At 46.9% G+C, this 23,919-nt stretch carries 26 protein-coding genes and 1 other RNA gene; 10 read left to right on the top strand and 17 right to left on the bottom strand.

Annotated features, from left to right (window positions below):
- Positions 1-108: 108 nt before the first annotated feature.
- The 4 genes from DN730_RS09585 to DN730_RS09570 all read left to right on the top strand — a co-directional run bounded on the left by DN730_RS09585 (position 109) and on the right by DN730_RS09570 (position 4,126).
- Positions 109-1,077 carry an NAD(P)/FAD-dependent oxidoreductase gene (locus DN730_RS09585; protein WP_115467890.1) on the top strand — a complete coding sequence of 323 codons (969 nt, stop codon included), beginning with the start codon at positions 109-111 and terminating at the stop codon, positions 1,075-1,077.
- A 10-nt stretch (positions 1,078-1,087) separates the two neighbouring features.
- Complete coding sequence (locus DN730_RS09580) at positions 1,088-2,068, top strand: YbgA family protein (protein ID WP_115467889.1); 981 nt, start codon at positions 1,088-1,090, stop codon at positions 2,066-2,068.
- Between the two features lie 3 nt (positions 2,069-2,071).
- On the top strand, positions 2,072-3,460 hold the full coding sequence (locus DN730_RS09575; protein ID WP_115467888.1) for a cryptochrome/photolyase family protein: 1,389 nt from the start codon (positions 2,072-2,074) through the stop codon (positions 3,458-3,460).
- Positions 3,461-3,631: 171 nt separating this feature from the next.
- Positions 3,632-4,126, top strand: coding sequence for a MarR family winged helix-turn-helix transcriptional regulator (locus tag DN730_RS09570; RefSeq protein WP_115467887.1), 495 nt, complete (start codon positions 3,632-3,634; stop codon positions 4,124-4,126).
- Between the two features lie 86 nt (positions 4,127-4,212).
- Here the strand turns inward: DN730_RS09570 and dapB are convergent, their stop codons facing one another.
- The 3 genes from dapB to pomA all read right to left on the bottom strand — a co-directional run bounded on the left by dapB (position 4,213) and on the right by pomA (position 6,928).
- Complete coding sequence (gene dapB, locus DN730_RS09565) at positions 4,213-5,013, bottom strand: 4-hydroxy-tetrahydrodipicolinate reductase (RefSeq protein WP_115467886.1); 801 nt, start codon at positions 5,011-5,013, stop codon at positions 4,213-4,215.
- A gap of 118 nt (positions 5,014-5,131) precedes the next feature.
- Entirely contained in the window at positions 5,132-6,139 is a 1,008-nt protein-coding gene (locus tag DN730_RS09560; RefSeq protein ID WP_115467885.1) for a flagellar motor protein MotB, read from the bottom strand.
- Between the two features lie 33 nt (positions 6,140-6,172).
- Entirely contained in the window at positions 6,173-6,928 is a 756-nt protein-coding gene (gene pomA / locus DN730_RS09555; protein ID WP_115467884.1) for a flagellar motor protein PomA, read from the bottom strand.
- Positions 6,929-7,097: 169 nt separating this feature from the next.
- On the opposite strand from pomA, the gene xseB reads away from it, so the two are divergent.
- The 3 genes from xseB to dxs are packed head-to-tail and all read left to right on the top strand — an operon-like array spanning position 7,098 to position 10,151.
- Positions 7,098-7,340: an exodeoxyribonuclease VII small subunit gene (gene xseB / locus DN730_RS09550; protein WP_115467883.1), complete on the top strand. Its 243-nt coding sequence runs from the start codon at positions 7,098-7,100 to the stop codon at positions 7,338-7,340.
- Complete coding sequence (ispA, locus tag DN730_RS09545; RefSeq protein ID WP_115467882.1) at positions 7,337-8,218, top strand: (2E,6E)-farnesyl diphosphate synthase; 882 nt, start codon at positions 7,337-7,339, stop codon at positions 8,216-8,218. Before xseB ends, ispA begins: the two co-directional genes overlap by 4 nt.
- 49 nt (positions 8,219-8,267) lie before the next feature.
- Entirely contained in the window at positions 8,268-10,151 is a 1,884-nt protein-coding gene (gene dxs, locus DN730_RS09540; protein WP_115467881.1) for a 1-deoxy-D-xylulose-5-phosphate synthase, read from the top strand.
- A gap of 60 nt (positions 10,152-10,211) precedes the next feature.
- Here the strand turns inward: dxs and DN730_RS09535 are convergent, their stop codons facing one another.
- From DN730_RS09535 to prfB, 4 genes are all read right to left on the bottom strand, one after another.
- Positions 10,212-10,430 carry a VF530 family protein gene (locus DN730_RS09535; RefSeq protein WP_115467880.1) on the bottom strand — a complete coding sequence of 73 codons (219 nt, stop codon included), beginning with the start codon at positions 10,428-10,430 and terminating at the stop codon, positions 10,212-10,214.
- 35 nt (positions 10,431-10,465) lie between these two features.
- The gene (gene hisC / locus DN730_RS09530; protein ID WP_115467879.1) at positions 10,466-11,524 is read right to left on the bottom strand and encodes a histidinol-phosphate transaminase; all 1,059 of its coding nucleotides are present in this window, start codon (positions 11,522-11,524) and stop codon (positions 10,466-10,468) included.
- Positions 11,525-11,639: 115 nt separating this feature from the next.
- Entirely contained in the window at positions 11,640-13,142 is a 1,503-nt protein-coding gene (lysS, locus tag DN730_RS09525; RefSeq protein ID WP_115467878.1) for a lysine--tRNA ligase, read from the bottom strand.
- A gap of 38 nt (positions 13,143-13,180) precedes the next feature.
- A protein-coding gene (prfB, locus tag DN730_RS09520; protein ID WP_115467877.1) for a peptide chain release factor 2 occupies positions 13,181-14,276 on the bottom strand; the annotation gives its coding sequence in 2 pieces (ribosomal slippage) (positions 13,181-14,203 and positions 14,205-14,276; 1,095 coding nt in all).
- A 148-nt stretch (positions 14,277-14,424) separates the two neighbouring features.
- Here prfB and DN730_RS09515 point away from each other — a divergent pair.
- The 3 genes from DN730_RS09515 (at position 14,425) to DN730_RS09505 (ending at position 15,593) form a co-directional block, all read left to right on the top strand.
- Entirely contained in the window at positions 14,425-14,718 is a 294-nt protein-coding gene (locus DN730_RS09515) for a cell division protein ZapA (protein ID WP_115468042.1), read from the top strand.
- A 124-nt stretch (positions 14,719-14,842) separates the two neighbouring features.
- A non-coding RNA gene (gene ssrS / locus DN730_RS09510) (6S RNA) lies at positions 14,843-15,020 on the top strand.
- Between the two features lie 6 nt (positions 15,021-15,026).
- Positions 15,027-15,593, top strand: coding sequence for a 5-formyltetrahydrofolate cyclo-ligase (locus tag DN730_RS09505; RefSeq protein WP_115468041.1), 567 nt, complete (start codon positions 15,027-15,029; stop codon positions 15,591-15,593).
- A gap of 6 nt (positions 15,594-15,599) precedes the next feature.
- Here the strand turns inward: DN730_RS09505 and gspM are convergent, their stop codons facing one another.
- Genes gspM through DN730_RS09455 form a run of 10 tightly spaced genes read right to left on the bottom strand, consistent with a single transcriptional unit; the run spans position 15,600 to position 23,892 of the window.
- Positions 15,600-16,115 (bottom strand): type II secretion system protein GspM, encoded by a 516-nt coding sequence (gene gspM, locus DN730_RS09500; protein ID WP_115467876.1) that lies wholly within the window; start codon positions 16,113-16,115, stop codon positions 15,600-15,602.
- Positions 16,112-17,248, bottom strand: coding sequence for a type II secretion system protein GspL (gene gspL, locus DN730_RS09495; protein WP_115467875.1), 1,137 nt, complete (start codon positions 17,246-17,248; stop codon positions 16,112-16,114). Before gspL ends, gspM begins: the two co-directional genes overlap by 4 nt.
- Positions 17,249-17,268: 20 nt before the next feature.
- Positions 17,269-18,243, bottom strand: coding sequence for a type II secretion system minor pseudopilin GspK (gene gspK, locus DN730_RS09490; RefSeq protein WP_115467874.1), 975 nt, complete (start codon positions 18,241-18,243; stop codon positions 17,269-17,271).
- On the bottom strand, positions 18,240-18,875 hold the full coding sequence (gspJ, locus tag DN730_RS09485; protein WP_115467873.1) for a type II secretion system minor pseudopilin GspJ: 636 nt from the start codon (positions 18,873-18,875) through the stop codon (positions 18,240-18,242). The genes gspK and gspJ overlap by 4 nt, the downstream gene beginning before the upstream one ends.
- Positions 18,872-19,258: a type II secretion system minor pseudopilin GspI gene (gene gspI / locus DN730_RS09480; protein ID WP_158541196.1), complete on the bottom strand. Its 387-nt coding sequence runs from the start codon at positions 19,256-19,258 to the stop codon at positions 18,872-18,874. Before gspI ends, gspJ begins: the two co-directional genes overlap by 4 nt.
- Positions 19,239-19,715, bottom strand: a complete 477-nt coding sequence (locus DN730_RS19260) for a type II secretion system protein (protein WP_115467871.1) — start codon at positions 19,713-19,715, stop codon at positions 19,239-19,241. Before DN730_RS19260 ends, gspI begins: the two co-directional genes overlap by 20 nt.
- An 8-nt stretch (positions 19,716-19,723) precedes the next feature.
- A complete protein-coding gene (gene gspG, locus DN730_RS09470; protein ID WP_115467870.1) occupies positions 19,724-20,182 on the bottom strand; it encodes a type II secretion system major pseudopilin GspG in 459 nt (152 codons plus the stop codon).
- Positions 20,183-20,221: 39 nt separating this feature from the next.
- Positions 20,222-21,424, bottom strand: coding sequence for a type II secretion system inner membrane protein GspF (gspF, locus tag DN730_RS09465; RefSeq protein ID WP_115467869.1), 1,203 nt, complete (start codon positions 21,422-21,424; stop codon positions 20,222-20,224).
- A gap of 2 nt (positions 21,425-21,426) precedes the next feature.
- A complete protein-coding gene (gspE, locus tag DN730_RS09460) occupies positions 21,427-22,923 on the bottom strand; it encodes a type II secretion system ATPase GspE (protein WP_425452728.1) in 1,497 nt (498 codons plus the stop codon).
- Between the two features lie 27 nt (positions 22,924-22,950).
- Positions 22,951-23,892 carry a hypothetical protein gene (locus DN730_RS09455; RefSeq protein ID WP_115467867.1) on the bottom strand — a complete coding sequence of 314 codons (942 nt, stop codon included), beginning with the start codon at positions 23,890-23,892 and terminating at the stop codon, positions 22,951-22,953.
- Positions 23,893-23,919: the final 27 nt, after the last annotated feature.

Below are 23,919 nucleotides of genomic sequence, written 5' to 3'. Positions count from 1 at the left end.
TTTTCACCAAATACTTGTACATTCATAAATTTTGTATAAGAATAAAGTTATACAGGATACATATTTGTACAAGATTATACCCCAATTTTCTAAGAGAAGAAGACTACTATGAGCCCAACCATACCTAAAACCGACCTCGCCATCATCGGCGCCGGATTAGCCGGGGCCTCTATGGCACATTTCGCCAAGCAAAGCGGTCTATCGATCGCAATCATCGAAAAGTCTCGAGGCACAGGGGGCCGCTCAGGTAGTAAACGACTTGCCGAAGATAGTGTAGACATGGGCGCAAGCATCATTAGCTTGCATGACGACAACTTATCAGAGCTACGCACCGAACTATTGGACAACAAGGTATTGGCCGCTTGGCAAAGTGGTCATGTCGGCGTCCCCAGAATGTCAGCGGTAACGCGCTACTTAACTAAAGATGCAACCTTGTACATGCAAAGCAAAGTCCACCATGTTGAGCGCTTAGGGCAATATTGGTTACTACGCGATGAAAATTACCAACCTATTATTCAGGCCAAGCTAATTACAATTGCGACGCCCGCGATTCAAGCCGCCATGCTGTTGGCAACCATACCTAATACGGGCGCATTACTCACCGCCGCGAACAATGCGGGGATGCACACCCAAGCCCAATGGAGTATGTGGCTGAAGACTGAAAAAAGCGACTCAGCCGCATTACAAACCACAGATCACAATATCATTCAGACACTTATAAAAGACTCAGACAAACCTGGTCGCCAACAATCTGATAGCGATACGTGGGTCATTCAAAGTACACCTCGATGGAGCGCTGATAATATCGATGCGGACAAGGCCAAAGTACAGCGCTCCATGTGTGAGGCGTTTCAAAACATTACTCAGCTAGATATCGTTGATATAGGCATCCCGCACCGCTGGTTATTGGGACGCCAATTAATTGTTGAATCCCCCTTGAGCTTCCTTATGGACCCACAGAAAGGTTTGATAGTAATCGGCGACTGGCTATGCCAAGGAGACGCCGAGGGTGCCCTTCTAAGTGGTCAGCAAGCAGCGCACGCAGTCATTAGCAACAAGTATTTTAACCTTGGTTAAGGAGATCACTATGGACTCTCACAAACTTCACCCAGATCACCTAAGTCACAAGATACCCGTTGGCATTAGCTCCTGTTTGCTTGGGGAAAATGTCAGGTTCAATGGCGGCCATAGTCGCTCCACATACTGCCTTGGACCGCTAGCTGAGCATTTCGAATATCACGCTTTCTGCCCTGAAATGTCAGCAGGATTTGGCACCCCGCGCCCCACGATGCGCTTAGTAGGGGATCCAGACGACCCACAGCTCATCTTCTCCTCGAAATCCAGCGGAGACCTATCTGCTCAGTTAAAACAAGCTAATCATCGCTACTTGGATAACTTGCCTGCATTGGATGGCTATATTGTCATGAAAAACTCTCCATCTTGCGGCTTATCGCGTATTAAGGTCTACCAAGACAACGGTCACCCGCATATGAAACGGGTCACAGGCCTGTTTACCCAAGCACTAAAAGATCGTTATCCTACTCTGCCGATTGAAGAAGATGGACGTCTAAACGACCCAGCTTTAAGAGAGAATTTCTTGCTACGTGTGTTCGCCCATCACGAATTCCGGTTAAGTGTCTTGAATGCCCCCTCAATGAAGTCGCTCATCGACTTTCACAGTCGCTACAAATATGTCGTTATGGCACACTCTCAACCCGCCTATAAAGCTCTTGGAAAGTTGCTTTCAGGACAAGAAAAATGCTCTTTAGACGAGCTTACAGAGCGCTATTTTAGCCAATTTATGTCAGCTATCTCACAACCAGCGAAGAGAAAAAACCACTGTAATGTTTTAATGCATCTAGTCGGATACCTTAAGCGCCAAGTCGACGTCGAGGTACGCAAAGATATCTTGGATGTTGTCGAACAATACCGCCGTGGCGAGGTGAATCTCACCACCCCCATCACATTGCTTTATCACTACTTAAAGCTGTACGGCAGTGAATATGTTAAGCAACAACGCTACTTCGCTCCTTACCCACACTCACTTGGTATTCGTAACACGGTGTAATTTATGGCTGTCACTCAACTAGTTTGGCTCAGAAATGATTTGAGGCTATCGGACCACCCAGCTCTGCATGGTGCGCAGCAGCAAGGTGATATTTCAATCGTCATTGCGTTAACACCCGCACAGTGGTTGGAGCACAACGAATCCAGTGCGAAATGTGCGTTTCGTGAACAACTGATTAACGACCTGCAGGACAAAGCGTCGACACTGCGTATCACTGTACATATATTGAAGCTTAACCGATTTTCCGACTGTGCTAACGCCATTACCAGTCTGTGCAAAGAGAAGAAATATCAACAAGTATGGTGGCAAAATGAGCTACCACAACATGAAGCAAGACGTGATGATAAGGTTGAACAAGCTTTGGACAAAGCTGGGATCTCTTGTCAGCGTCTAGCTCCTGACTTGTTTGTTAGTAAGCCTGTTTTCAATCAACAAGGAACACCATTTAAGGTATTCACCCCTTTCTTTAAACGTTGGTTGCAGATGCTATCAGCTCAAGACCGTACACCCTATCCAGATCTGGAGAAACAACTGGAGCCGAGTGAATCCACACAAACACTCACATCGAAGGCGAATTTTCGTAGTGACCTTTGGCCGCCAAAGCTGGATGCAGCGAAGGAGAAACTATGGCGCTTTTGCCATCATAAAGAAAAACAATATGAAGCGGATCGAGATTTTCCTTCAATGCCCGGCACAAGCCTACTATCCCCCTACTTAGCGCTCGGGGTTCTTGGCCCAAGAGCGTGCCTCGAAGCGATTGAATATACATCGGAGCAAGGTAACAGAGACTGGAAATCAAGCGTTTGGCTAAAGGAGCTTGCCTGGCGAGATTTTTATAAACAATTAATGGGCCATTTCCCAGACCTATCCAAGTCAAAACCATTCAAGACTGAAACAGAAAATGTTGTCTGGAATGAAGACCAAGAAGCATTCGAGTTATGGTGCAACGGAGAAACAGGCTTTCCAATTGTGGACGCGGCCATGCGCCAACTGAACCAAACGGGTTGGATGCACAATCGATTGAGAATGATTACAGCAAGTTTTCTAACGAAGCTACTACTCATCGACTGGCGCAAAGGCGAGCAATATTTTATGAGTAAGCTAATCGATGGCGAATTTGCGGCGAACAATGGTGGGTGGCAGTGGAGTGCTTCAACGGGATGTGACGCCGCACCGTACTTTCGTGTCTTTAACCCAACGAGACAGTCAGAGCGCTTTGATCCCGACGGAGAATTTATCAAACGCTTTGTGCCAGAACTGGCACCACTCAAAGCAAAGGAAATACATGATCCAACAGCGGACTTGCGAGCCAAAGTAAACTACAAAGCACCCATAATCGATTACAAGATTGCAAGAAGCCTAGCCATCAAAGCATTCGAAGACCTAAAGTGAACTAAAGAAGAAACTTATATAAGGCATTTGACTTTTATTAACGGCACTATTATTTTGAAGTCTAAACATTAGGATTCTGAACATTATTTTGCGAAAGGATTTAGAATTATTTCCTTTCCCCTTATAATGCGCGCCTCATTGAAACACTCAACTATTTGCTGACTTGAAAGTATGCCTGAAACCCAACACTTACACGATGTGCTAGTGCATTTACGCCGCATCATCCGCGCGACCGACCTTCAATCCAAGAGGGTCGTCAAAGCATGCGGTCTGACTATACCTCAGATAATGGTTTTACGTGCCATTGAAGAACTAGGCGATGTTACGGTACGCCGTATCTCCGATAATGTTTCGCTAAGCCAAGCTACAGTAACGACTATTTTGAACCGTTTAGAAGAAAGAAAGCTGGTTGAGCGGGTGCGAGCTCAGAAAGACAAACGTATCGTCAACGCGCGTCTTACCGAAGAAGGCAGCAACATGCTGCTAACAACACCTCCTTTACTTCATGAGAAATTCATAATGGAATTTGAATCGCTTGATGGTTGGGAACAAACGCAAATGTTGTCTTCATTACAAAGGGTGGCGATGATGATGGATGCAGAACATCTTGATGCGGCTCCTTTGCTCGATATCCACGCACCGACCACCAGCCATGATCGCTATTAACACAATAACAGTGGCTATCTAGCTATGTTCAAAGGCCGCTATTGAAGTCAATCCAATTTGCGGCCCATATCATTTGCACCAAACCGTTATTTAAGATTTAGCACATCTTGCATATCAAACAGTCCTGTCTGTTTATCAGCCAACCAGGAAGCGGCCCTAACAGCACCTTTGGCAAACGTCATACGGCTACTGGCTTTATGTGTAATTTCTATGCGCTCACCTTCTGTTGCAAACCAAACGCTGTGATCTCCGACGACATCGCCTGCACGAATGGTCTCAAAGCCAATTTCTTTTTGTGTCCGAGGCCCAATCTGACCTTCACGACCATATACCGCACATTCTTTTAGATCTCGTCCAAGCGCCTCTGCAACTACTTCTCCCATACGTAGAGCAGTACCTGAAGGTGAATCAACTTTATGACGATGGTGTGCTTCGACGATTTCCACATCGTAGTCATCCCCTAAAATCTCGGCCGCCATCGCCAATAGTTTAAGCGTTAGGTTAACGCCGACACTCATATTTGGCGCAAACACAATCGCTGTTTTCTCTGCAAAGGTCTGTAACTGGGCTTTTTCCGCATCATTCAGCCCTGTGGTACCCACAACGACCGCTTTGGCATGCTCTGCACAAACAGCCGCATTTGCGATGCTTAGCGCTGGAGAAGTAAAATCTATTAGCACGTCAAAATCATCAACACACTCTTCTATACTACCTACCGCAGCAACACCTAGCTTACCTACCCCAGCGATTTCTCCTGCATCTGCTCCGATAAGTGAACTACCGGGTTTTAGAATCGCAGCCCCTAAACTTACACCCTCTGATTCAACCGTAGCTTGAATTAAATTTTTTCCCATGCGCCCAGCCGCGCCTATCACTGCAATTCGCATTAGCACTTTTCCTCAATGTAATTTGCGTTGAACGATAGCAAAAAACGATCTAAATCTCAGCCCAAGACACAAAAAAGCAGCCATTAAGCTGCTTTTTTGTGTCTTACAGTACCTAGCGCTAAAATATTTCGTCTGGCGATAATAAGAAACCACCATCGCCGTCGGTAAATAAATCATCAATGGTATCGTCACCCACATCTGCTTGAGGATACTCGGGCTCTATAACGTTTGTTCGAACTAAATCATTTTGCTTAATTACGATTTCAACACGGCGGTTAGTCGCTCTGTTCTCCGGGGTGTCATTTGGAACCAACGGACGCGCATCTGCAAACCCTGTCACAGCAAATCGACTTTGTTCAAGCTGCCCCGTTGAAAACAACTCTTCAGCGACAGCAATAGCTCGTGCAGAAGATAACTGCCAATTCGACTGAAAACGAGCGGTTTCAATCGGAATATTATCTGTATGCCCTTCGACTGCTATCGAACCTTTAAGCCCAATTAAAACATCGCGAACCATATCGATGACAGGGATAAAATCATAGTTTAATTCTGCAGAGCCTGATTCGAACGACCCTTTATCTTTCAACCTGATCGTGATTGTTTGCTCTTGTGTTTCAATCTCTACCGTACCTTTTGAAACCTCTTCTCGCATCACGGACGCAATCTGTTGTGCGGTTTCTTCGGTTTGCTGAATCTGTTTTTCGCGCTGCAAATCAGCCTGAGACTTATCTACAAACATTGTCGGTGAAGGCTGACCTGCACCTTCTTGCTCATTAAGCTGCGCGGTATCAGGCTTACACAAAACTTCTAACGTGTTTTCAGGTCTATCATCTGCTTTTTGACGCACTTCATTAATAGGCGTTGGCTCCGGCTTACCGGGGCTAAACTCCTGCGCAATGATCGATGTGCCCATAGGAATCGAATCTGCTTCGATCTGCTTTTGCACACCAAATGCTTCACGCATCGAGCCAGCGAGCTGTTTAAACTTCAACACATCCATTTCTGCAAACGACAGCAGCAATACGAAGAAACACATCAACAACGACATTAAGTCGGCGAATGTCCCCATATAGGCAGGCAGGCCCTCGATACATTCGGGGCAATCGTTTTCTTCTTCATCACTCATGAGGCAAGATTCCGGTTACAACTAGAATGAAGGTTATTCACGCTCAGTACGCTTACCTTCAGCAAGATACGTTTTTAATGCGCCATCTAACACACGAGGGTTCTGACCCGCTTGTATCGCTAGCAAAGCATCCAGTATCAGCTGCTGACAAAGTAACTCTTCGTTTGCACGGTTCGTCAATTTGGCTTGGATTGGTAAACACACCATGTTCGCCAACATCGCACCATACAACGTCGTCAACAAGGCTACCGCCATGGCTGGGCCGATGGCTTTAGGATCATCCATGTTGGCAAGCATCTGTACTAAGCCAACAAGTGTACCGATCATCCCCATTGCAGGACCTGTATCACCAAATGCTTTGAATACTTTGGCGCCATTATCATGGCGTGTAAAAGCTTGGTTCATATCTTTGGACAGTTGAGATTTGACAACTGAGCCATCGTGGCCGTCCACCAACATTTGAATGCCCTTGGACAGAAAAGGATGGCTGACTTCTTTACCTTCGAGAGACAGTAGCCCCCCCTTTCTCGCTTCGTCCGCCAACCCGTAGATCTCATCAATCAACGCATCAACCGGTACGCTTTTAAACATAAACGCTTTCGCTGCAGACTTTCCTGCACCAAGGAATTGACCAAGAGGGTATTGTATTAGTACAACGAATGTAGAACCGATCAGCACGATCAATACTGAGGCGGGGTCTAAGAACATCCCCGCAGAGCCACCCAAAAGAATCGCCATAAGGACGATTACAAAGGCACCGATAAGACCAATTAACGTTGCGATATCCACACACGTCTCCTACGAAAAAGCTATAATGCAACCCAATGGACGTTATTTTAAACAAATAGTCGTCTCGCGTCCTATGATCAAACCATTATTTTGTAAACAGTGAGTGACAAGTCTCGTGAATCAGACGTAATTCTGTTACAAATTGTAGGTTACCAAAAGAGAAGTATTTATGTCTCGTAAAACCAGTGTACGTCATTTTGAAGAAAATTTATCAGATCTCGAAACGATTGTTACTCAACTTGAGTCCAATCAGCTCTCCCTTGAAGACGCGCTTAAAGCTTTTGAGAAAGGTGTTAAACTCAGCAAAGACTGCCAGTCTGTTCTCACTCAAGCAGAACAAAAAGTTCAAATTCTGCTTGAAAACAATGACGGTGAACGCCTAGAACCTTTTGACCCGGAACCCAACCAGTGAACCTAGAGCAATTTTCTCTGTATGCTCGAGATCGAGTGGATCAATATCTCAATCAAACACTAACCGCCTACTCCCCTGCCGACACTCTACATGAAGCCATGCGTTACAGCCTCTTCAACGGTGGTAAGCGCGTGCGACCTATGTTGGCATATGCTACAGCACAATTATTTGGGGAGGTAAACGAACTCACTGATGCGAGTGCAGGAGCTATCGAAAGCATCCATGCTTATTCGTTGATTCATGATGACCTTCCGGCCATGGACGATGACGACCTACGTCGAGGGAAACCCACTTGTCATATTCAATTTGATGAAGCAACAGCGATTCTTGCTGGTGATGCTTTGCAAACTTTCGCTTTTGAATTACTAAGTCAACCTCATATTCAGCAGCCAGTGACTCAACTCTCGTTGATACACACACTGCAAGCCGCCTCTGGACGCTTTGGCATGATCACTGGACAAATGGTCGACCTTGCGAATGTCGGCAAAAGCATTGATGCCCAAGCTTTAGAAGGCATGCACCGCCACAAAACAGGAGCTCTAATACGTGCTTCAGTAAAGATGGGCGCTCAAAGCGTAGGAGTAACAAACGAACAAGATTTAGGCGCGCTGGATGCTTATGCCGCGGCAATAGGCTTAGCATTTCAAGTACAGGACGACATTATCGACATCACCAGCGATACCCAAACGCTAGGAAAAACACAATTCTCGGATGAAGACGCGAATAAGCCAACCTACCCTAAACTACTAGGATTAGAGGGTGCTCAAGCGCTCGCTCAACACCTACACGACGAAGCGATCGCTAAAATAACGCCTTTTGGTAACAAAGCAACACCATTAGTCGAGCTAGCCAGCTATATTATTGACCGCAACCACTGATATAATTCAACGCTATTTTATGACTTAATAAAGTGACCTTTTGGTGCCCATGTTCGAAACAATACCAACATCGCGTCCTCAGACGCCCCTTTTAGATCAAATAGATACGCCAGCGGACTTACGTCAGCTCGACAAAAAGGACTTGCCTGCTTTAGTGAGGGAAGTGCGTGAGTTCATGCTATATAGCGTCGGCCAAACAGGTGGTCACTTTGGTGCGGGATTAGGTGTTGTTGAATTAACAGTGGCTTTGCATCACGTCTACAATACACCTGAAGATCGCTTAGTTTGGGATGTTGGCCACCAAGCATACCCTCATAAAATCTTAACTGGCCGCCGTGATGCACTTCTTACCATTCGTCAAGAAGGTGGTATATCAGGTTTTCCAAAGAGAGAAGAAAGTGAGTTCGATACCTTTGGTGTAGGACATTCTAGCACTTCCATAGGTGCTGCGTTAGGGATGGCACTGGCGGCACGCCATTTAGAAACTAATCGAAAAGCGGTAGCGATTATTGGGGATGGCGCTATGTCCGCTGGTATGGCGTTCGAAGCACTGAACCATGCGGGTGATGTCGAAGCCGATATGCTGGTCATCTTAAACGACAACGAAATGTCTATATCTAAGCCTGTCGGTGCTTTATCAAGCTACTTTGCACGTATGTGGGCCAGCAAAACCTACGAAAACATTCGTGAAGGCGGCCGAAAAGTCTTCTCGGGGCTCCCGTCCGCATTAGAATTGGCACGTAAAGCTGAAGAGCATATGAAAGGCATGGTGTCCCCTGGCACCATGTTTGAAGAGCTTGGCTTTAATTACATAGGCCCAATTGATGGTCATGATGTCGAGCTTCTTACCCAGACGCTCAGCAATTTAAAAGGCCGTAAAGGCCCTCAGTTTCTTCATGTCATCACTAAAAAAGGAAAAGGGTTTGAACCCGCTGAGGGTGACCCCATTGGCTATCACGCCATCAATAAAGTGGAACCTGATCCAAAGCCAGCATCGCCAGCCAACGAAAAAAAGTTTCCAAAGTACAGCAATATTTTTGGCCGCTGGGTATGTGACGTCGCCGCACAAGACAATAGACTTGTCGCAATCACTCCAGCGATGAAAGAAGGCTCAGACCTTATAGAATTTGCAGAGCAGTACCCCACTCGATATTTCGACGTTGCCATAGCCGAGCAACATGCGGTGACTTTAGCCGCTGGCATGGCATGTGATGGATTGAAACCAGTTGTAGCGATTTACTCTACGTTCCTACAGCGAGGCTATGATCAACTAATTCATGATGTTGCGCTGCAAAATTTAGATGTTCTTTTTGCCATTGACCGTGCAGGCCTCGTCGGTGAGGACGGTCCTACCCATGCTGGCGCTTACGACCTCAGCTATTTACGCTGCATACCCAATATGGTCGTGATGGCACCATCAGATGAAGATGAATGTCGCAAACTCTTGCAGACAGGTTATGAGTTTAATGGCCCCGCGGCGGTACGCTACCCCAGAGGAACCGGTAGAGGGATTGAGCTGACGCCAACTCTCAATGCGGTTCCAATTGGTCAGTCTCGAATACTACGAAAAGGACAATCTGGCACCGTTATTTGTGGCTTTGGTCGACCGACCTACGACGCTATGAAGGCAGCAACATCCTTGGATGCGACATTGATCGACATGCGTTTTGTTAAACCATTAGACGAAGCGACTTTGTTGTCTTTTCAAGGTGCGACGCTGTTTGTAACCATAGAAGAAAATGCCATTATGGGCGGTGCTGGTAGCGCAGTACTAGAATGCCTTCAGTCTCATCACATTAGCGTTCCCGTTCTACAGCTAGGTTTACCAGATCGTTATGAAGAGCACGCAAGCCATAGCTCAATGCTTAAGCGCGTAGGTCTTGATGAAGACAGTATCTTAGCGGCGATCCAGCACAAGCTAACAAAAATTTAGCTCCAGTCGATGAAAAAAGGTGCCTTTAGGCACCTTTTGATTCTATTAACAATCAGCTAGCTAGGGAAAAGTATTGAGATACAGCGCCTCAACCTTATCTCTTGCCCATTGAGTTTTCCGCAAAAATTTAAGTGATGACTTTATGGATGGGTCATTAAGAAAGCAGTTAATTCGCACTTCTTGATACAAACCGCTCCATCCATAACGCTCTACCAATCGCGTTAAAATTTTCTCAAGGCTCAGCCCATGCAATGGGTTGTTGACTTGCTCTTGACTCATGACATACCCCTTAAAGGTGAGTGAACAGCGAAATATTACTCGACTTTTAACGCGGTTATTAACGCTGCCATTTCTGCATCTGTACCAATTGTAATACGAAGATAATCACCAATACGCGGTTTATTCCCAAAGTAACGCACCAAAATTCCCTGCTCTTTCAAGCCTAAATACATCGACTCAGCATTGCGCTCAGGGTGCGTAACAAACACAAAGTTAGTGGCTGATGGCAAAACGTGAAAGCCTAGCTTCTCCAACTCAACCGTTGTCCAATCTCGTGTCGCAATAGTCTTACGACAAATATCGGCTAAATAATCCACATCTTCCACAGAGGCGGTAGCCCCCGCCAATGCAATACGATCTATTGGATAAGAGTTAAAAGAGTTCTTTAATCGTTCTAGCCCTTCAATCAACTCTGGTTGCGCAATCGCGTAACCAACACGAATCCCCGCCAAAGCGCGAGACTTGGATAACGTTTGCACCACCATTAAATTTGGGTACTGATCAACTAATGTCACGGCACTCTGCGCACCAAAATCCACGTACGCTTCATCCACCAATACGACAATATCAGGGTTCGCCTGCAAAACTTTTTCTATATCCTCTAAAGGCAAAGCTTTACCCGTTGGCGCATTAGGGTTCGTAATCACAACCCCAGAAACGTCTAGGTTCTCATAATCACTTGGCACGACATCGAAATTGTCACTTAGCGGAACAATATGAGGCGTGATGCCGTATAAATTAGCGTACACTTTATAAAAGCTGTAGGTAATGTCAGCAAACGCCAGTGGCTTGTCTCCTGCAAAATACCCCATAAAGGCAAGCGCCAACACTTCGTCTGAGCCATTCCCCACAAACACTTGATCAGCATCGACAGAATACGCCTTTGCAAGCGCATTTTTTAGCGTTTGACAGTTAGGGTCTGGGTAGAGGCGCAGTTTATCACTCACCTGCTCATGCATTGCCTCAATTGCTTTTGGCGAAGGTCCGTAAGGACTTTCATTGGTATTTAGCTTAATGTATTGCTTATCTTGCGGTTGCTCACCTGGTACATAAGGGTCCAGAGAGGCAATTTTATCTGTCCAAAAACGGCTCATTTCAACGCTCCATTTCTAAAAGGGAGTAACAGTAACCCTGCCTTAAAACCATAAAATAAGGCCTCGTAAAGAGGCCTTATACAAAATCAAACACGTGATAAGTAAGGAGCCTCAATCAGTCCTGAGGACGCATATGAGGGAACAACAATACATCACGAATAGATGGAGAATCGGTAAACAACATTACTAGACGATCAATACCAATACCTTGGCCAGCGGTTGGTGGTAGGCCGTACTCCAATGCATTAATGTAATCTGCATCGTAGTGCATGGCTTCATCGTCACCCGCATCTTTCTCTTCTACTTGACGACGGAAGCGTGCCGCTTGGTCTTCTGCATCGTTAAGCTCCGAGAAGCCATTTGCAATCTCACGACCGCCAACGAAAAACTCAAAACGATCAGTAATGAATTCATTGTCATCGTTACGACGCGCCAGAGGGGATACTTCAGCTGGGTACTCAGTGATGAAAGTCGGTTGAATCAACTTGCTTTCAGCCGTCTCTTCAAAGATTTCAGTCCACAGTTTACCCAGTCCCCAAATCGGCTGAACATCAATATGCAGTTTCTTAGCAACAGCCGTCGCCTTCTCCACTGTGGACAAATCATCAGCCGTCAGCTCTGGATTGTAATGTAAAATCGCCTCAAGCATAGTCATACGCACAAACGGCGCACCAAAATCAAATTCGTACTCACCATACTGAACAACCGTTTTACCTAACACTGCTTCTGATACCGTACGAAGCATTTCTTCTGTCAGGTCCATCAGGTCTTTGTAGTCTGCATAGGCTTGATAGAATTCGATCATAGTGAATTCAGGGTTATGACGAGTGGACACCCCTTCATTACGGAAATTGCGGTTAATCTCGAACACACGCTCGAAGCCACCGACAACCAAACGCTTCAAGTAAAGCTCTGGGGCGATACGCAAAAACATATCCATATCCATTGCATTATGGTGCGTCACAAATGGACGCGCAGAAGCACCACCGGGTATCGTTTGTAACATGGGCGTCTCTACTTCCATAAAACGACGATCTTCTAGGAAGCGACGAATCGTAGAAATGATTTTTGAGCGCACTTGAAAAGTATTGCGAGACTCTTCGTTCACAATCAGATCAACATAGCGCTGACGGTAACGCATTTCCATGTCGGCTAAGCCATGGTGTTTATCTGGCAACGGACGAAGTGATTTGGTAAGCAATTCAACCGATTGCATGTCAACGTACAAATCCCCTTTACCTGACTTGTGGACAGGCCCCGTCACACCAATGATGTCACCCAAATCCCAACTCTTAATTTCTTTTAACACTTCAGGTGCCAACGCTTTCCGATTGACATACGCTTGAATTTGTCCGCTCATGTCTTGGAGCAGCATAAACGCACCCCGATTACGAACGATTCGACCCGCAATGCTGACGACATGATTCTTTTCTTCTAGCTCGGGTTTATCGAGGCCAGCAAATTCCGCCTGTAAATCCGCAGCATAAGCATCGCGGCGAAATGTATTAGGAAAGGCATTACGCTCAGCACGAATGGCTTCAAGCTTGGCACGGCGCTCCGCCACTAAACGGTTATCTTCAGTACTTGCGCTGGTCTCGTTTTGAGTTTCGTTAGACATGATTCTGTAATCTACTCTTTTCAAATTGGTTTAGTGCGTTAAAGGCCTTGCTTAAGGCTCGCCACGATAAATTGATCTAAATTGCCATCTAACACTGCGCCAGTGTTAGATGTTTCTACGCCAGTCCTCAAATCCTTGATACGAGACGAATCCAATACATACGAACGAATCTGGCTCCCCCAACCGATGTCCGACTTACTGTCTTCCATCGCCTGCGCCGCTTCTGAGCGTTTTTGCATTTCCATTTCATACAGCTTGGCACGCAACTGCTTCATCGCGAAATCACGGTTTGCATGTTGAGAACGTTGGTTTTGACATTGCACCACAATCCCTGACGGCACGTGAGTAATACGAACAGCGGAGTCAGTCGTATTGACGTGCTGACCACCAGCTCCAGAAGAGCGATAAGTGTCGGTGCGAAGGTCTGCTGGATTGATATCAATGTCTACGTTGTCATCAATTTCTGGCGACACAAACACCGATGCAAAGGACGTATGGCGGCGGTTACCGGAATCAAAAGGCGACTTACGTACAAGACGGTGCACTCCCGTTTCGGTTCTTAACCATCCAAACGCATATTCACCTTCAAATCGAATGGTTGCCGATTTTATGCCAGCAACATCTCCCGCGGACACCTCCACAAGATCAACTTTGAAGCCTTTCTCTTCGCCCCAGCGTAAGTACATACGTAGCAAAATATTGGCCCAATCTTGTGCTTCGGTACCACCTGATCCAGACTGAATATCTAGGAAAGCGTTATTGGGGTCCATCTCCTGAGAAAACATTCGACGAAACTCTAGCGTTGCGAGCTGGCTGTCGAGGTCATCTAACTCCAGCTTTACCGCTTCTACGGAGTCTTCATCGTTTTCTTCTACTGCCATATCAAGCAGCATTTGAGCGTCTTCTACGCCCGACTCTAAATTATCGATCGTGGAAACAATCGCTTCTAGTGAAGAGCGCTCTTTACCGAGCTTTTGAGCATAGTCGGGATCATTCCAGACATCAGGATCTTCTAATTCGCGGCTAACTTCTTCAAGTCGTTCGTTCTTCGCATCGTAGTCAAAGATACCCCCGAAGCACTTTAGTACGCTCGGTAAGGTCTTTGATCTTCAAAAGTATCGGATTTATTTCCATTTTTATGTCAATTTACTATAAATATTGGGTGGATTTGATTAATCGGCAATTGTAACGAATTTACCAGCGGCATAAAATGTTATTCGTTGCGAAAATAACGAAAATACAATTCATTAGCGTAGCGCCTAACAAAGCTGTCGGAGATACCATGGAAAAGCCAACTGTTACTGTCGACATTCTGGGCAAGTCTTTTAATATAAATTGTCCAAAAGGTCACGAAGCAGAATTAAAAGAAGCTTCAGAGTATTTGAATAACCAGATGCGCGAGCTACGCGCAAGTGGAAAAGTCATTGGTCTTGAGAAAATTGCCATCATTGCCGCTTTAAATATTACCCATGATTTGCTATCCAGTCGACGCTATGCGCGCTCAAATGAACAGCAGCTTAGAGAGCTGACTTCTCAGCTTGACGCGGCGCTTGGGCAGCAAACAAAAGCCATCTAACTTACTAAGCAGCATAGCGACTTGGCTTTTAGCAAGAGATTTGTTCACGAAAAATCTTCATGTAGTGGCACTAAGCTTCAGAAATCTAAGATGATTTTTATATAGCATTGCCCTATACTGGCTGTGTTTCCTGGGTTGTTCGAAGCGGCTTAACGCCCTTGAGCCTATGAGTAATGCCCCGGAATGAGCCTGTAGGTTCGGTGAGCATGTCCGTGCGTCGGAAAGCCTAAAGACCCTCAGCGAATTCCACCTTGAACCACTGGGTTCAAGGCCAATAGCCGAAACGGCAACTTGGGAAACTCTTTTTTATGACTCTCGATCGCCAAACACTCCGATACGAACTTCGTCAAAAGCGCAAGCAACTTACTAATGCACAACAAAGCGATGCAGCGCATGACGTGCTAAGTCAATTCTTAGATGCTCTCTCACCTACTCCACACAGTCATTTAGCGCTTTATCTCACTAACGATGGTGAAATCTCGCCTGCCGAAATCTGCCAATGGTGTTGGTCTAATAACATGAATGTTTTTCTACCAGTGTTGAATGGTCAGGCCTTAGTTTTTGCACGCTACACCCAAACTTCACAATGGCAAGAAAATCGCTTTGGTATTTTAGAGCCAATTGACTCTACTCCCCTCAGCGGCGAGGAAATGGATTACGTACTCATGCCGTTGGTAGGCTTTGACAAGAAAGGTGATCGCCTCGGAATGGGTGGCGGCTTTTATGATCGTACGTTTGAACACAAAGCCAAGCGAACAAAGCTAATTGGGTTGGCCCATGACTGCCAAGAAGTAACAGAACTACCCACGGCTTCATGGGATGTTCCATTAGCTGGGATTCTAACCCCGACACGTTTTATTCGTTGTGACCGCTAGAGGTGGTTAGTCTAGAGTAAAGCGAATATTCACTTTACCCGGCGACACCCGCTCCAACTGAAATGCATGAATGATGACCTGCTGCTTTGCTAATATTCCCAACCAAGCGGACACTGCAGAGAATGGCACATTACTGCCCCATAGTTGTAAACGACTATCTCCATCTACACTGACTCTATCGGCGGACAGCTTAGCTTGACCTGCTGCCTGACTCGCGACATTACGCAAGGCTTCTGCTGACCTGTCTTGCAACCCTTTACTTTGTCTAGAATTCCGCACCAGTTGTTCAGCATTCATAGATAGCAATTGATATTGCCGGTTCGCATCCTCTAATCGCTGGACAGCTTGTTGCTTTGCCTCACTCGCTGGCAACCAGACAACATAAAATAGCAGCATAAACATGATTGCTAATGCTGCAACGAACATTAACGCTTGTTCACGCGTCGAGCGACTTTTATATGCTAGCCAAACCGCATAGAGCGTCGGGCTTTGCTGAAATTGATTGCTTAACCATGCCTTCATCGCGGACTTCCTACGGCCGAGTACACACCTCTAAAACCTTGCTCTTCACGCACAACTTGCTCCAATTGGGCGTCGACGTTTGCATCAGATAACTGATCGATCAACTGATCAAGCTGTATTCGCTGCTCTGCGCGCCACTCAAAGCGATAGACGCCATCGCGATATGAGACTTGCGTTAATCCCTGCATCAGGCCCAGTGAAGTTTTGGCCTGATCTAGCTTAGCCAAAAACTCATAAGGCGTCATATCCTCTTGGGAGATGTTATCTGACGATTGCCTCAACCTTGCCTGTAGCTGACGCGATAAGTTAACAACTCGACCCTCATCAGGCACCAATTCTAAAAATGCTTTGGCAGTTTGCTCCTCGATACGCTCTGACTGCGCAGCGATATCGTGTGCTTGCCAATGCAAGGACACAACGTGGACCAGCATAGCCAGCATCACTAATCCTGCGATTACCGCCCAACTGGCAATATGCTTACCTAAACCAGAGGGCGCAGCAAACTCCCCTTGCAACAAATTAAGTGATCGCCATTGCGTCGTATCAGACAAATGAGAGATCCATTCTTCTATAGAAGAGACATGATTGCCTCCATCAGCGCGTTGAAACTCAACAGGAATATGGCAAACCTGTTGATCCGACAGCATCATCACATCACCATAAAAATCAATGGGTACATCACTGTCTGGTGCGACCAAGTATTGTGGCGGAACAATCGCAATCGAGGCAAAGCTCAATGAGCTCAGTATCGACTGCCAATGCGATAACAGTGCTTTATCAACGCCAGCCACTCGCACGGTTTGCTTGCCTTTACAGGCAACAAAGTGCACGTCTTCAAGCGGTTGCCCAATATGAGATTCCATTAAAAATGGTGCGAGCTGTGCTAAGTGTTTGCGTTGCTGCTTCGGAACCTCTAGATATCGATAATGCACTCGTGAGGAAGGAGGGATACAAATCAACTCGCCCCTCATAGAAGCTTCAGGGACGTACTGGGTGACAATCTCAGTTAGAGACTGCTGCGAGTCGGTTTCGCCCTGCTCTACCACGCTCTGTTGGTGAAGCAACCACCATCGGAACACATAGGCCGAAGAGTCTGCTTTCTGTTCTTGCAGCTGTATGATGAGCTTATGCACTTAGTCCTTTCCCCACATCTTTATTCTTGCTCACGCTTTGTCAGCAGAGCGTTTGATAGTACGTCAAATGCGCCGAAGGATCGAGTCACAGGCACAACGGTACCCGTATTCGTTTTTACTAATTGACTGTGCAACACCCGCTCAAAGTCTGCCTCTTTAAACGTTACAAACACCTCTACAAAACGACTATCGATCCGCCAATCGGACGATTGCATGTCTTTGCCTTCAAACATCTCCAACGCAACAAAGTCATCCACCGAGGGATAGCCCGTGGTTTGAACCTGCGCCGTAATACTTGCACGTTGATCTGCCGAGATATCGGGCAACAAAGCCTTCAACATGACATCAGACATTCTGTTTATATTCATCCCAAGCTCAACAGGCAGCGCACAAATATAGGGGGCTAGAGCTGTTTGTAAGGCATCATCAAGCCCCAACAATGTTAACTCTGACAGTGATGACAACGAGGTGTCGCCCGTTCGATAAGGTCGCTCTTTCCCTAAATAGTATTCATCTTCACGGCTATTTGGCGAACCTAACGACTGATCCTCATCCACCCAGTCACTCAGATGGTCGATCCAGAGACTCTCAACCCCTAACGCGCTGGATAATCGCATCAAACGCTGGCGCGTCACTTCTCTCGAAGACTCCTGCACCAGCCCATTAACATTGATGCACGTTTGACGATCAACAATTTCTATCTCTAGCGACTGACCTTCCTCGTCCAACGGAAAATTTTGCTGATGCAGTTGCCACGGAGCTTGCCAATCAATCACCAAAGACGCTTCTTGCTCATTGCCCTGGGACGCAAGCCAAGCCATCGCCCAGGCCTCGCCCCCTAGTAAGGTTTCTTTCTGCTGAACATCACGTTGTGAAAACTGCGCGATAGTCAACGTTTGATTAACCGAACTCAGTACACTCACCGCAACGCCGCTCACAATCGCAAACACCATGAGCGCAACAATTAACGCAACACCACGCTGACGCTTGATCATGACTCACTAGCTCCCAGAAGTGAGACTTGATCCACACTCGGCAATTCAAACACTCGCGTCACAGCACCAAACGTCTCGGTCGTCAGCTCAACTCGCAAGGCAAGAGGTGCATCTTCGGCGGCGCTTTCACCCGGCAGAAAGTTGGTTTCCAATGGCCATTGTTGATGCCAACCCGTTGCACTCAACACTTCTACCTTAAACTGTTCCACGTTGAGTAGCATCTGGTCAACTGGGGCAGAATCCTGATCTCGATCTAGGACTCGCCAAAAGCGTCGTCGCAGGTGATTATCGACGATTCTATATTCGACTCGCTGGAGCGTTGAACGCTGCGCGCCTAACACGTTGTTCCAGCCTAAATGAGTCAACGAAAAGCCCTGCCCAGATACCTCAAGCGCGGGTTCAGGCTCGCCCAATTCATCCCGTATTGGGCGGTTTACAAATTGCTCCGCGTCACTTTGCAGCCAGTTCATCGCACGGGTTAGTTGCTCAATGTGTTGAGTATTGGTTTGTACGCTCCCCTGCAATCTCAACGAGGAGCCCAGCATGGCAAACGCCGCTGCGCCCACGAACCCTAGAATTCCGATAACGACCAGCAATTCAATCAGTGTAAAACCGAGTTGGCGGTGCCTCATGGACGCACCTCAAGGTTGGGGATATAAGCGCTTAATGTATAGATAGGAGTATCTGGCTCACGTTTGAGAAACACATCAACTTCGATGCGATTTAAAAATTGGGTACGTTTCGCTATCCGAGCCACAGAAAACCACTCTTGCCGAGCCTGTTGAGTCTCTTCTCTATCAAAGGCCACCTTTGCACCGATCCTAAGGGCCAAACGCATGGACGTCACCCTATCCTTTGCAATCCAAGTCGCGATCACTTTATTAGACAGATAGCGACTTTGATCCGTGGCGTTCTGAGTGGTTTGCACTAATACAACGCCCACCAGACCGAGAATCACCAATGCGATCAGCACTTCAATCAGCGTAAACCCTCGCTTATTCGAGTGACAGCGCATTGATTCCATCTCCTACGATGACAATTTCTTCACCAGAACGATTTCGCAACGCCCAACGAAAAGCTAAATACTCGCCAGTGGACAAAAAAATCAGATCAACAGGCTCTGTTACACCCAGCGATTTCTCGGCTGCACGAAGCTGGCGCGTATCTGTTGTCACGAATGAGTCGAGATTGTCCGAGATGTCATACGCCGAGCCTTTTTCTTGCCAACCTTTATCTGACTGCCGCAGCCAACGCACGGTATCGATGTTTCTCTTTACCAGCGTTGTCTGACCTTCAAGCCAAGCCTGATCAATTTGTGTTTGCAGTGCGTGTTGTAGAGATTGCGCCTCTTGCTGCAATTGTTGTTTCTGCGAATCAAAGCTTAAGTTAGGCGCAACAACGCCCAACAAAGCACCAAGAATCGCTAACACCACCATCAACTCTAATAGCGTAAAACCTTTTACGCGTTTCACTCAGCGCCTCAAAGATCGCTTGGCGAAAGATCAGCGGCGTCACCATCGCCACCTTCACGACCATCGGAACCAAGTGACAGCAAATCATAAGCACCGGCAGAGCCAGGACTGACATATAAAAATTCATTGCCCCAAGGGTCTTGTGGCAGCTTTTGCATATATCCACCCGACTTCCAGTTTTTTGCCTCTGGGTAACCCGAAGGCTTAGTCACTAATGCCTCCAAACCTTGTGCCGTTGAAGGGTAATTACCATTATCCAATTTATAAAGGTCCAACGCAGAGACAATATTTCGAATTTGCGTTTTGGCAACCGACACCTTCGCTTCATCCGAGCGGCCTAATATATTGGGTGCAACCAGACCAATCAGTGCTCCCAAAATTACCAGCACCACCATCAATTCGAGTAACGTAAAGCCAGCCTGTTTGTTGTGATGGCGAGGCGAAGGCTGAGTTGTGTATTGGGTCATTATTAAACTCCTTAAATGACACGCAGACAGTCATTCTGTCTAATTTAAAAGCTGGTTCATATTCATAATAGGCAGCAAAATAGCCATGACGATCATCATCACGACTGCGCCCATCACTAGCAGCATGAGCGGTTCAAACAACGCTACCATAGTCGTAATCCAATTATTACTGTCTTGTTCTTGCTGACGCGCCGCTTTATCAAGCATGGTATCCAATTCGCCACTGCGCTCACCACTGATAATAAGCTGCAACATCATCGGCGGCAGCAATTTAGTTTCTGACAATGCTGTACCTAAGCTAACACCTTCTTTAACACGCTTTCGTGCTTGAAACAGCAAGGTATTCATCACACTGTTTTCAACGACTTGCGCGGCGATGTCCATGGCATCGACTAACGCAACACCGCTTCTGGATAACATCGCCAAGGTGCCGATATAGCGTGTAATCTGAATCGTTTTTACAAAGCGCCCCAATAGAGGCATACGCATCAAAGCGGCATCTTTGGCGGTTTTCACCGCTGGCTTGCGCAGCAACGCCGCGTAAACTAATAACACCAATGCCAAACCAACGAGCGTCGCTTGACCATAACCCGTAATCCACTCACTAATCGCCAGCATTACCGTAGTGATGGTCGGAAGCTCTGCCCCTTGTTTATCAAACACCGAGACAATATCGGGCATGACTGAGCCCAAGAGAAACGTCACAATGGAGATTGCAACCAAGGTTAAAATCGCTGGGTACAGCATCGCCATCTGAACTTTTTGAGCGTTCGCGCGAGTACGCTCCGAGAATTCCGCCAACTCCAATAATACTGGGCCTAAGTGCCCCGATTCTTCACCTGCTTTGACACTCGCTCGAAACAAAATGGGAAATGCATTCGGGTACTCGGCCAACGCACTCGCTAACGGCAAGCCTTCTAATATTTTCGAGCGTATCGCCAACAGCATTGAGCGCACTTTTTGTTTCGTACTTTGATTTGCAACGCCAGACAGAGCCTCTTCTATTGGCAGCCCTGCGTCAATCAAGGTCGCCAGTTGGCGTACGACTAAGGCACGCTCTTTGATGTTGATAGATGGGGAAAACCAGCGGCGACTCGAAGCGGTTTTACCGCTAGAGATAGATAACGGTACAAGTCCTGAGTCACGCAATTGCTGCCTAAGCTGGCGCTCATTGTCCGCTTCAAGGACTCCTTTCTTCTTTTTACCCGCAGGGGTCAATGCGGTGTATTCATACGCAGCCATAACTACAAGGTTTCTCGTGATACGGGGACTGCGTCTTCATTGGACACACGTAAGACCTCTTCAAGGCTGGTAAGCCCTGCTAATACTTTGGTTAATCCGTCAGCGCGTAAACTTGGACGAACCGAACGAACATAGGACTCCATATCCTGTTCACTTGCGTGCTGGTGGATAAGCTGTTGGAGCGGTTGATCGATAGTCAGAATTTCGTATAAACCTAAGCGCCCGCGATAGCCTTGCTGGAAACAATGCTCACACCCAACAGGCTCAAAGAGCTTCAGTTCTTCCGACACATCGACACCCATCAGTTGTTTCGTAGCGGAGTCAGCCACGACGGGCGTTTTGCAATGGTCGCACAATCTGCGCACCAATCGTTGCGCGACGACCCCCACCACCGATGAGGACAATAAAAACGGCTCTATCCCCATATCTTGTAAACGCGTAATCGCGCCGATGGCGGTATTGGTGTGTAACGTGGACAGCACTAGGTGCCCCGTTAAAGACGCCTGAACGGCAATATCGGCCGTTTCTTGGTCGCGAATCTCACCAATCATTACCACATCAGGGTCTTGTCGCAGAATGGCACGCAACCCTCGTGCAAAGGTCATGTCCGCCTTTTGGTTCACTTGCGTTTGACCAATGCCTTCGATGTGATATTCGACTGGGTCTTCGACGGTCATAATGTTGCGCTTACCGTCATTTAGATAACCTAACGACGCGTAGAGAGAGGTGGTTTTACCAGAGCCCGTCGGCCCCGTTACGAGGATGATACCGTGGGGTTTTGAGATTAACTGCCGTAATAAGTCTCGATCCAAGTCATTCATACCAAGATGACTCAAATCCAAATGACCCGCCGTCTTGGATAACAGGCGCATCACAATTCTCTCACCGTGCGTCGATGGTAACGTCGAGACACGAACGTCTGTATCCTGCCCAGATATGCGTAACACGATACGCCCATCCTGCGGCACTCGCTTCTCCGCAATGTCTAATTTTGCCATCACTTTGATGCGAGAAATAAGCATCGGAGCCAAGGCGCGCTTCGGCGAAATCACCTCTCGTAGCACGCCATCAACCCGAAAGCGCACTTGCAAGCGGCGCTCAAACGTCTCGACATGGATGTCTGACGCCCCTTCCTTGATCGCTTCACTCAAAATGGCATTGATCAAGCGAATGATGGGCGCATCCCCTTCACTCTCTAGTAAGTCTTCGTTTTCAGGGATCGCCTCAGCCGCAGTTTCTAAGTCGACGTTGTCACTCAAACCTTGCGCGTCAGCGAGCGTTTGACCGCCTTCGCGTTGGTAAAAGCGCACCACCTCGGCATCAAAATCGCTGGCACTGAGTAATCGAAAAGTAGGAGCACAAGGGGATATCCTTATCCCTTCATTTATGGCGGACATGGTTACTCCCTCGCGATGAGCAAGCACCCATTGATCAGTGTCTTGATACAACAAAACACCGTGTTCTTTGACGAATGAATATGTTAATGCTGACAACGACACATCCTTAGCCGTGCTAAGAGTTAAACGCTAAAAGTTCCAGTAACCGTTCAGGCCAACGTTCCAAAAGCTGACAACGTTTTCAGGGATGATAGCGTATCGGTTACGATTGAGTTCTGCATTGTAGCCGATATTTTCTTTTAACTCGCCACGCAAGCGATAGGAATAGTTCACTTTAGCCAAGATTCCTAGATTCTCGGAGAATCGCCATCCATATCCAAGATACGTATCAAAGTTATAGCCATCAAACATAGAAGAGAAGTTATACTGCGGCTTCGATGTATTAACCGCCTCGTAGTAAACAGGGACACCTAACATTGCTCCCCATTGCCATCTTGGGCCAGTTCCTGATGTCTTAAATCGTGTGTCATATCGATAACCGACTTGCGCCATAAAGTTGGTAAAAGTTTCGGTATAGTTGACTATTTGTCCATCAGTAAACGATAGACCGTACTTATTGTCATACTCAGCCTCCGTCAGGCTGGTATTCTCACCGGCGTAGCGCACATCGTTAAATGTGCCGACATCAGATCCCGCCAAAAAGCTATTACGATCCATCAAAGTACGACGGTAACCTGTTCCCACGACAAGCTGGTGCCCCCCGTCCAGTAGGTAGCCGAACAAGAAATCAATGGCATTATAGTTGGATGTCACCTTGTTTTTTTGATGTTCACCAGAGCCGGTAGGAGCGCTAAACGTCCATGATTCATCATCTGTCGTCGCATACAGTGTACTCACAGTATTGATATAGAACCCTGTGCGCTCGCCTACTGCTGTGTAGCCCCCAGAATAGTTAAAGATCTGAAAGTTAGAGGGCGTCGTTTCAAAATTAACATCTCCAGTGATGGTGCCGCTTTCTTTGTAATTAAACATCCCACCCGCAAAGCCAATAAAAGTAAACGGCTCATTGTTTATTTCAGCTTGAGCCAAACTGGATGCAGCGACTAAACTCGCTAAAAAAATCTTTTTCATTATCAAAACTCCACAAAAAAAGCCGCC

The organism is Marinomonas piezotolerans (genome assembly GCF_003362755.1).
GTDB classification, from domain to species: domain Bacteria; phylum Pseudomonadota; class Gammaproteobacteria; order Pseudomonadales; family Marinomonadaceae; genus Marinomonas; species Marinomonas piezotolerans.
The sequence above is the reverse complement of the archived record's forward strand: the minus strand, read 5'-3'. Positions and strand labels throughout refer to the sequence as shown.

Bases quoted from the DNA above. Each gene is read 5' to 3' on its own strand.
- DN730_RS09585 (WP_115467890.1), top strand. From the start codon at position 109: ATGAGCCCAACCATACCTAAAACCGACCTCGCCATCATCGGCGCCGGA.
- DN730_RS09580 (WP_115467889.1), top strand. From the start codon at position 1,088: ATGGACTCTCACAAACTTCACCCAGATCACCTAAGTCACAAGATACCC.
- DN730_RS09575 (WP_115467888.1), top strand. From the start codon at position 2,072: ATGGCTGTCACTCAACTAGTTTGGCTCAGAAATGATTTGAGGCTATCG.
- DN730_RS09570 (WP_115467887.1), top strand. From the start codon at position 3,632: ATGCCTGAAACCCAACACTTACACGATGTGCTAGTGCATTTACGCCGC.
- dapB (WP_115467886.1), bottom strand. From the start codon at position 5,013: ATGCGAATTGCAGTGATAGGCGCGGCTGGGCGCATGGGAAAAAATTTA.
- DN730_RS09560 (WP_115467885.1), bottom strand. From the start codon at position 6,139: ATGAGTGATGAAGAAGAAAACGATTGCCCCGAATGTATCGAGGGCCTG.
- xseB (WP_115467883.1), top strand. From the start codon at position 7,098: ATGTCTCGTAAAACCAGTGTACGTCATTTTGAAGAAAATTTATCAGAT.
- dxs (WP_115467881.1), top strand. From the start codon at position 8,268: ATGTTCGAAACAATACCAACATCGCGTCCTCAGACGCCCCTTTTAGAT.
- DN730_RS09535 (WP_115467880.1), bottom strand. From the start codon at position 10,430: ATGAGTCAAGAGCAAGTCAACAACCCATTGCATGGGCTGAGCCTTGAG.
- hisC (WP_115467879.1), bottom strand. From the start codon at position 11,524: ATGAGCCGTTTTTGGACAGATAAAATTGCCTCTCTGGACCCTTATGTA.
- lysS (WP_115467878.1), bottom strand. From the start codon at position 13,142: ATGTCTAACGAAACTCAAAACGAGACCAGCGCAAGTACTGAAGATAAC.
- DN730_RS09515 (WP_115468042.1), top strand. From the start codon at position 14,425: ATGGAAAAGCCAACTGTTACTGTCGACATTCTGGGCAAGTCTTTTAAT.
- DN730_RS09505 (WP_115468041.1), top strand. From the start codon at position 15,027: ATGACTCTCGATCGCCAAACACTCCGATACGAACTTCGTCAAAAGCGC.
- gspM (WP_115467876.1), bottom strand. From the start codon at position 16,115: ATGAAGGCATGGTTAAGCAATCAATTTCAGCAAAGCCCGACGCTCTAT.
- gspK (WP_115467874.1), bottom strand. From the start codon at position 18,243: ATGATCAAGCGTCAGCGTGGTGTTGCGTTAATTGTTGCGCTCATGGTG.
- gspJ (WP_115467873.1), bottom strand. From the start codon at position 18,875: ATGAGGCACCGCCAACTCGGTTTTACACTGATTGAATTGCTGGTCGTT.
- gspI (WP_158541196.1), bottom strand. From the start codon at position 19,258: ATGCGCTGTCACTCGAATAAGCGAGGGTTTACGCTGATTGAAGTGCTG.
- gspG (WP_115467870.1), bottom strand. From the start codon at position 20,182: ATGACCCAATACACAACTCAGCCTTCGCCTCGCCATCACAACAAACAG.
- gspF (WP_115467869.1), bottom strand. From the start codon at position 21,424: ATGGCTGCGTATGAATACACCGCATTGACCCCTGCGGGTAAAAAGAAG.
- DN730_RS09455 (WP_115467867.1), bottom strand. From the start codon at position 23,892: ATGAAAAAGATTTTTTTAGCGAGTTTAGTCGCTGCATCCAGTTTGGCT.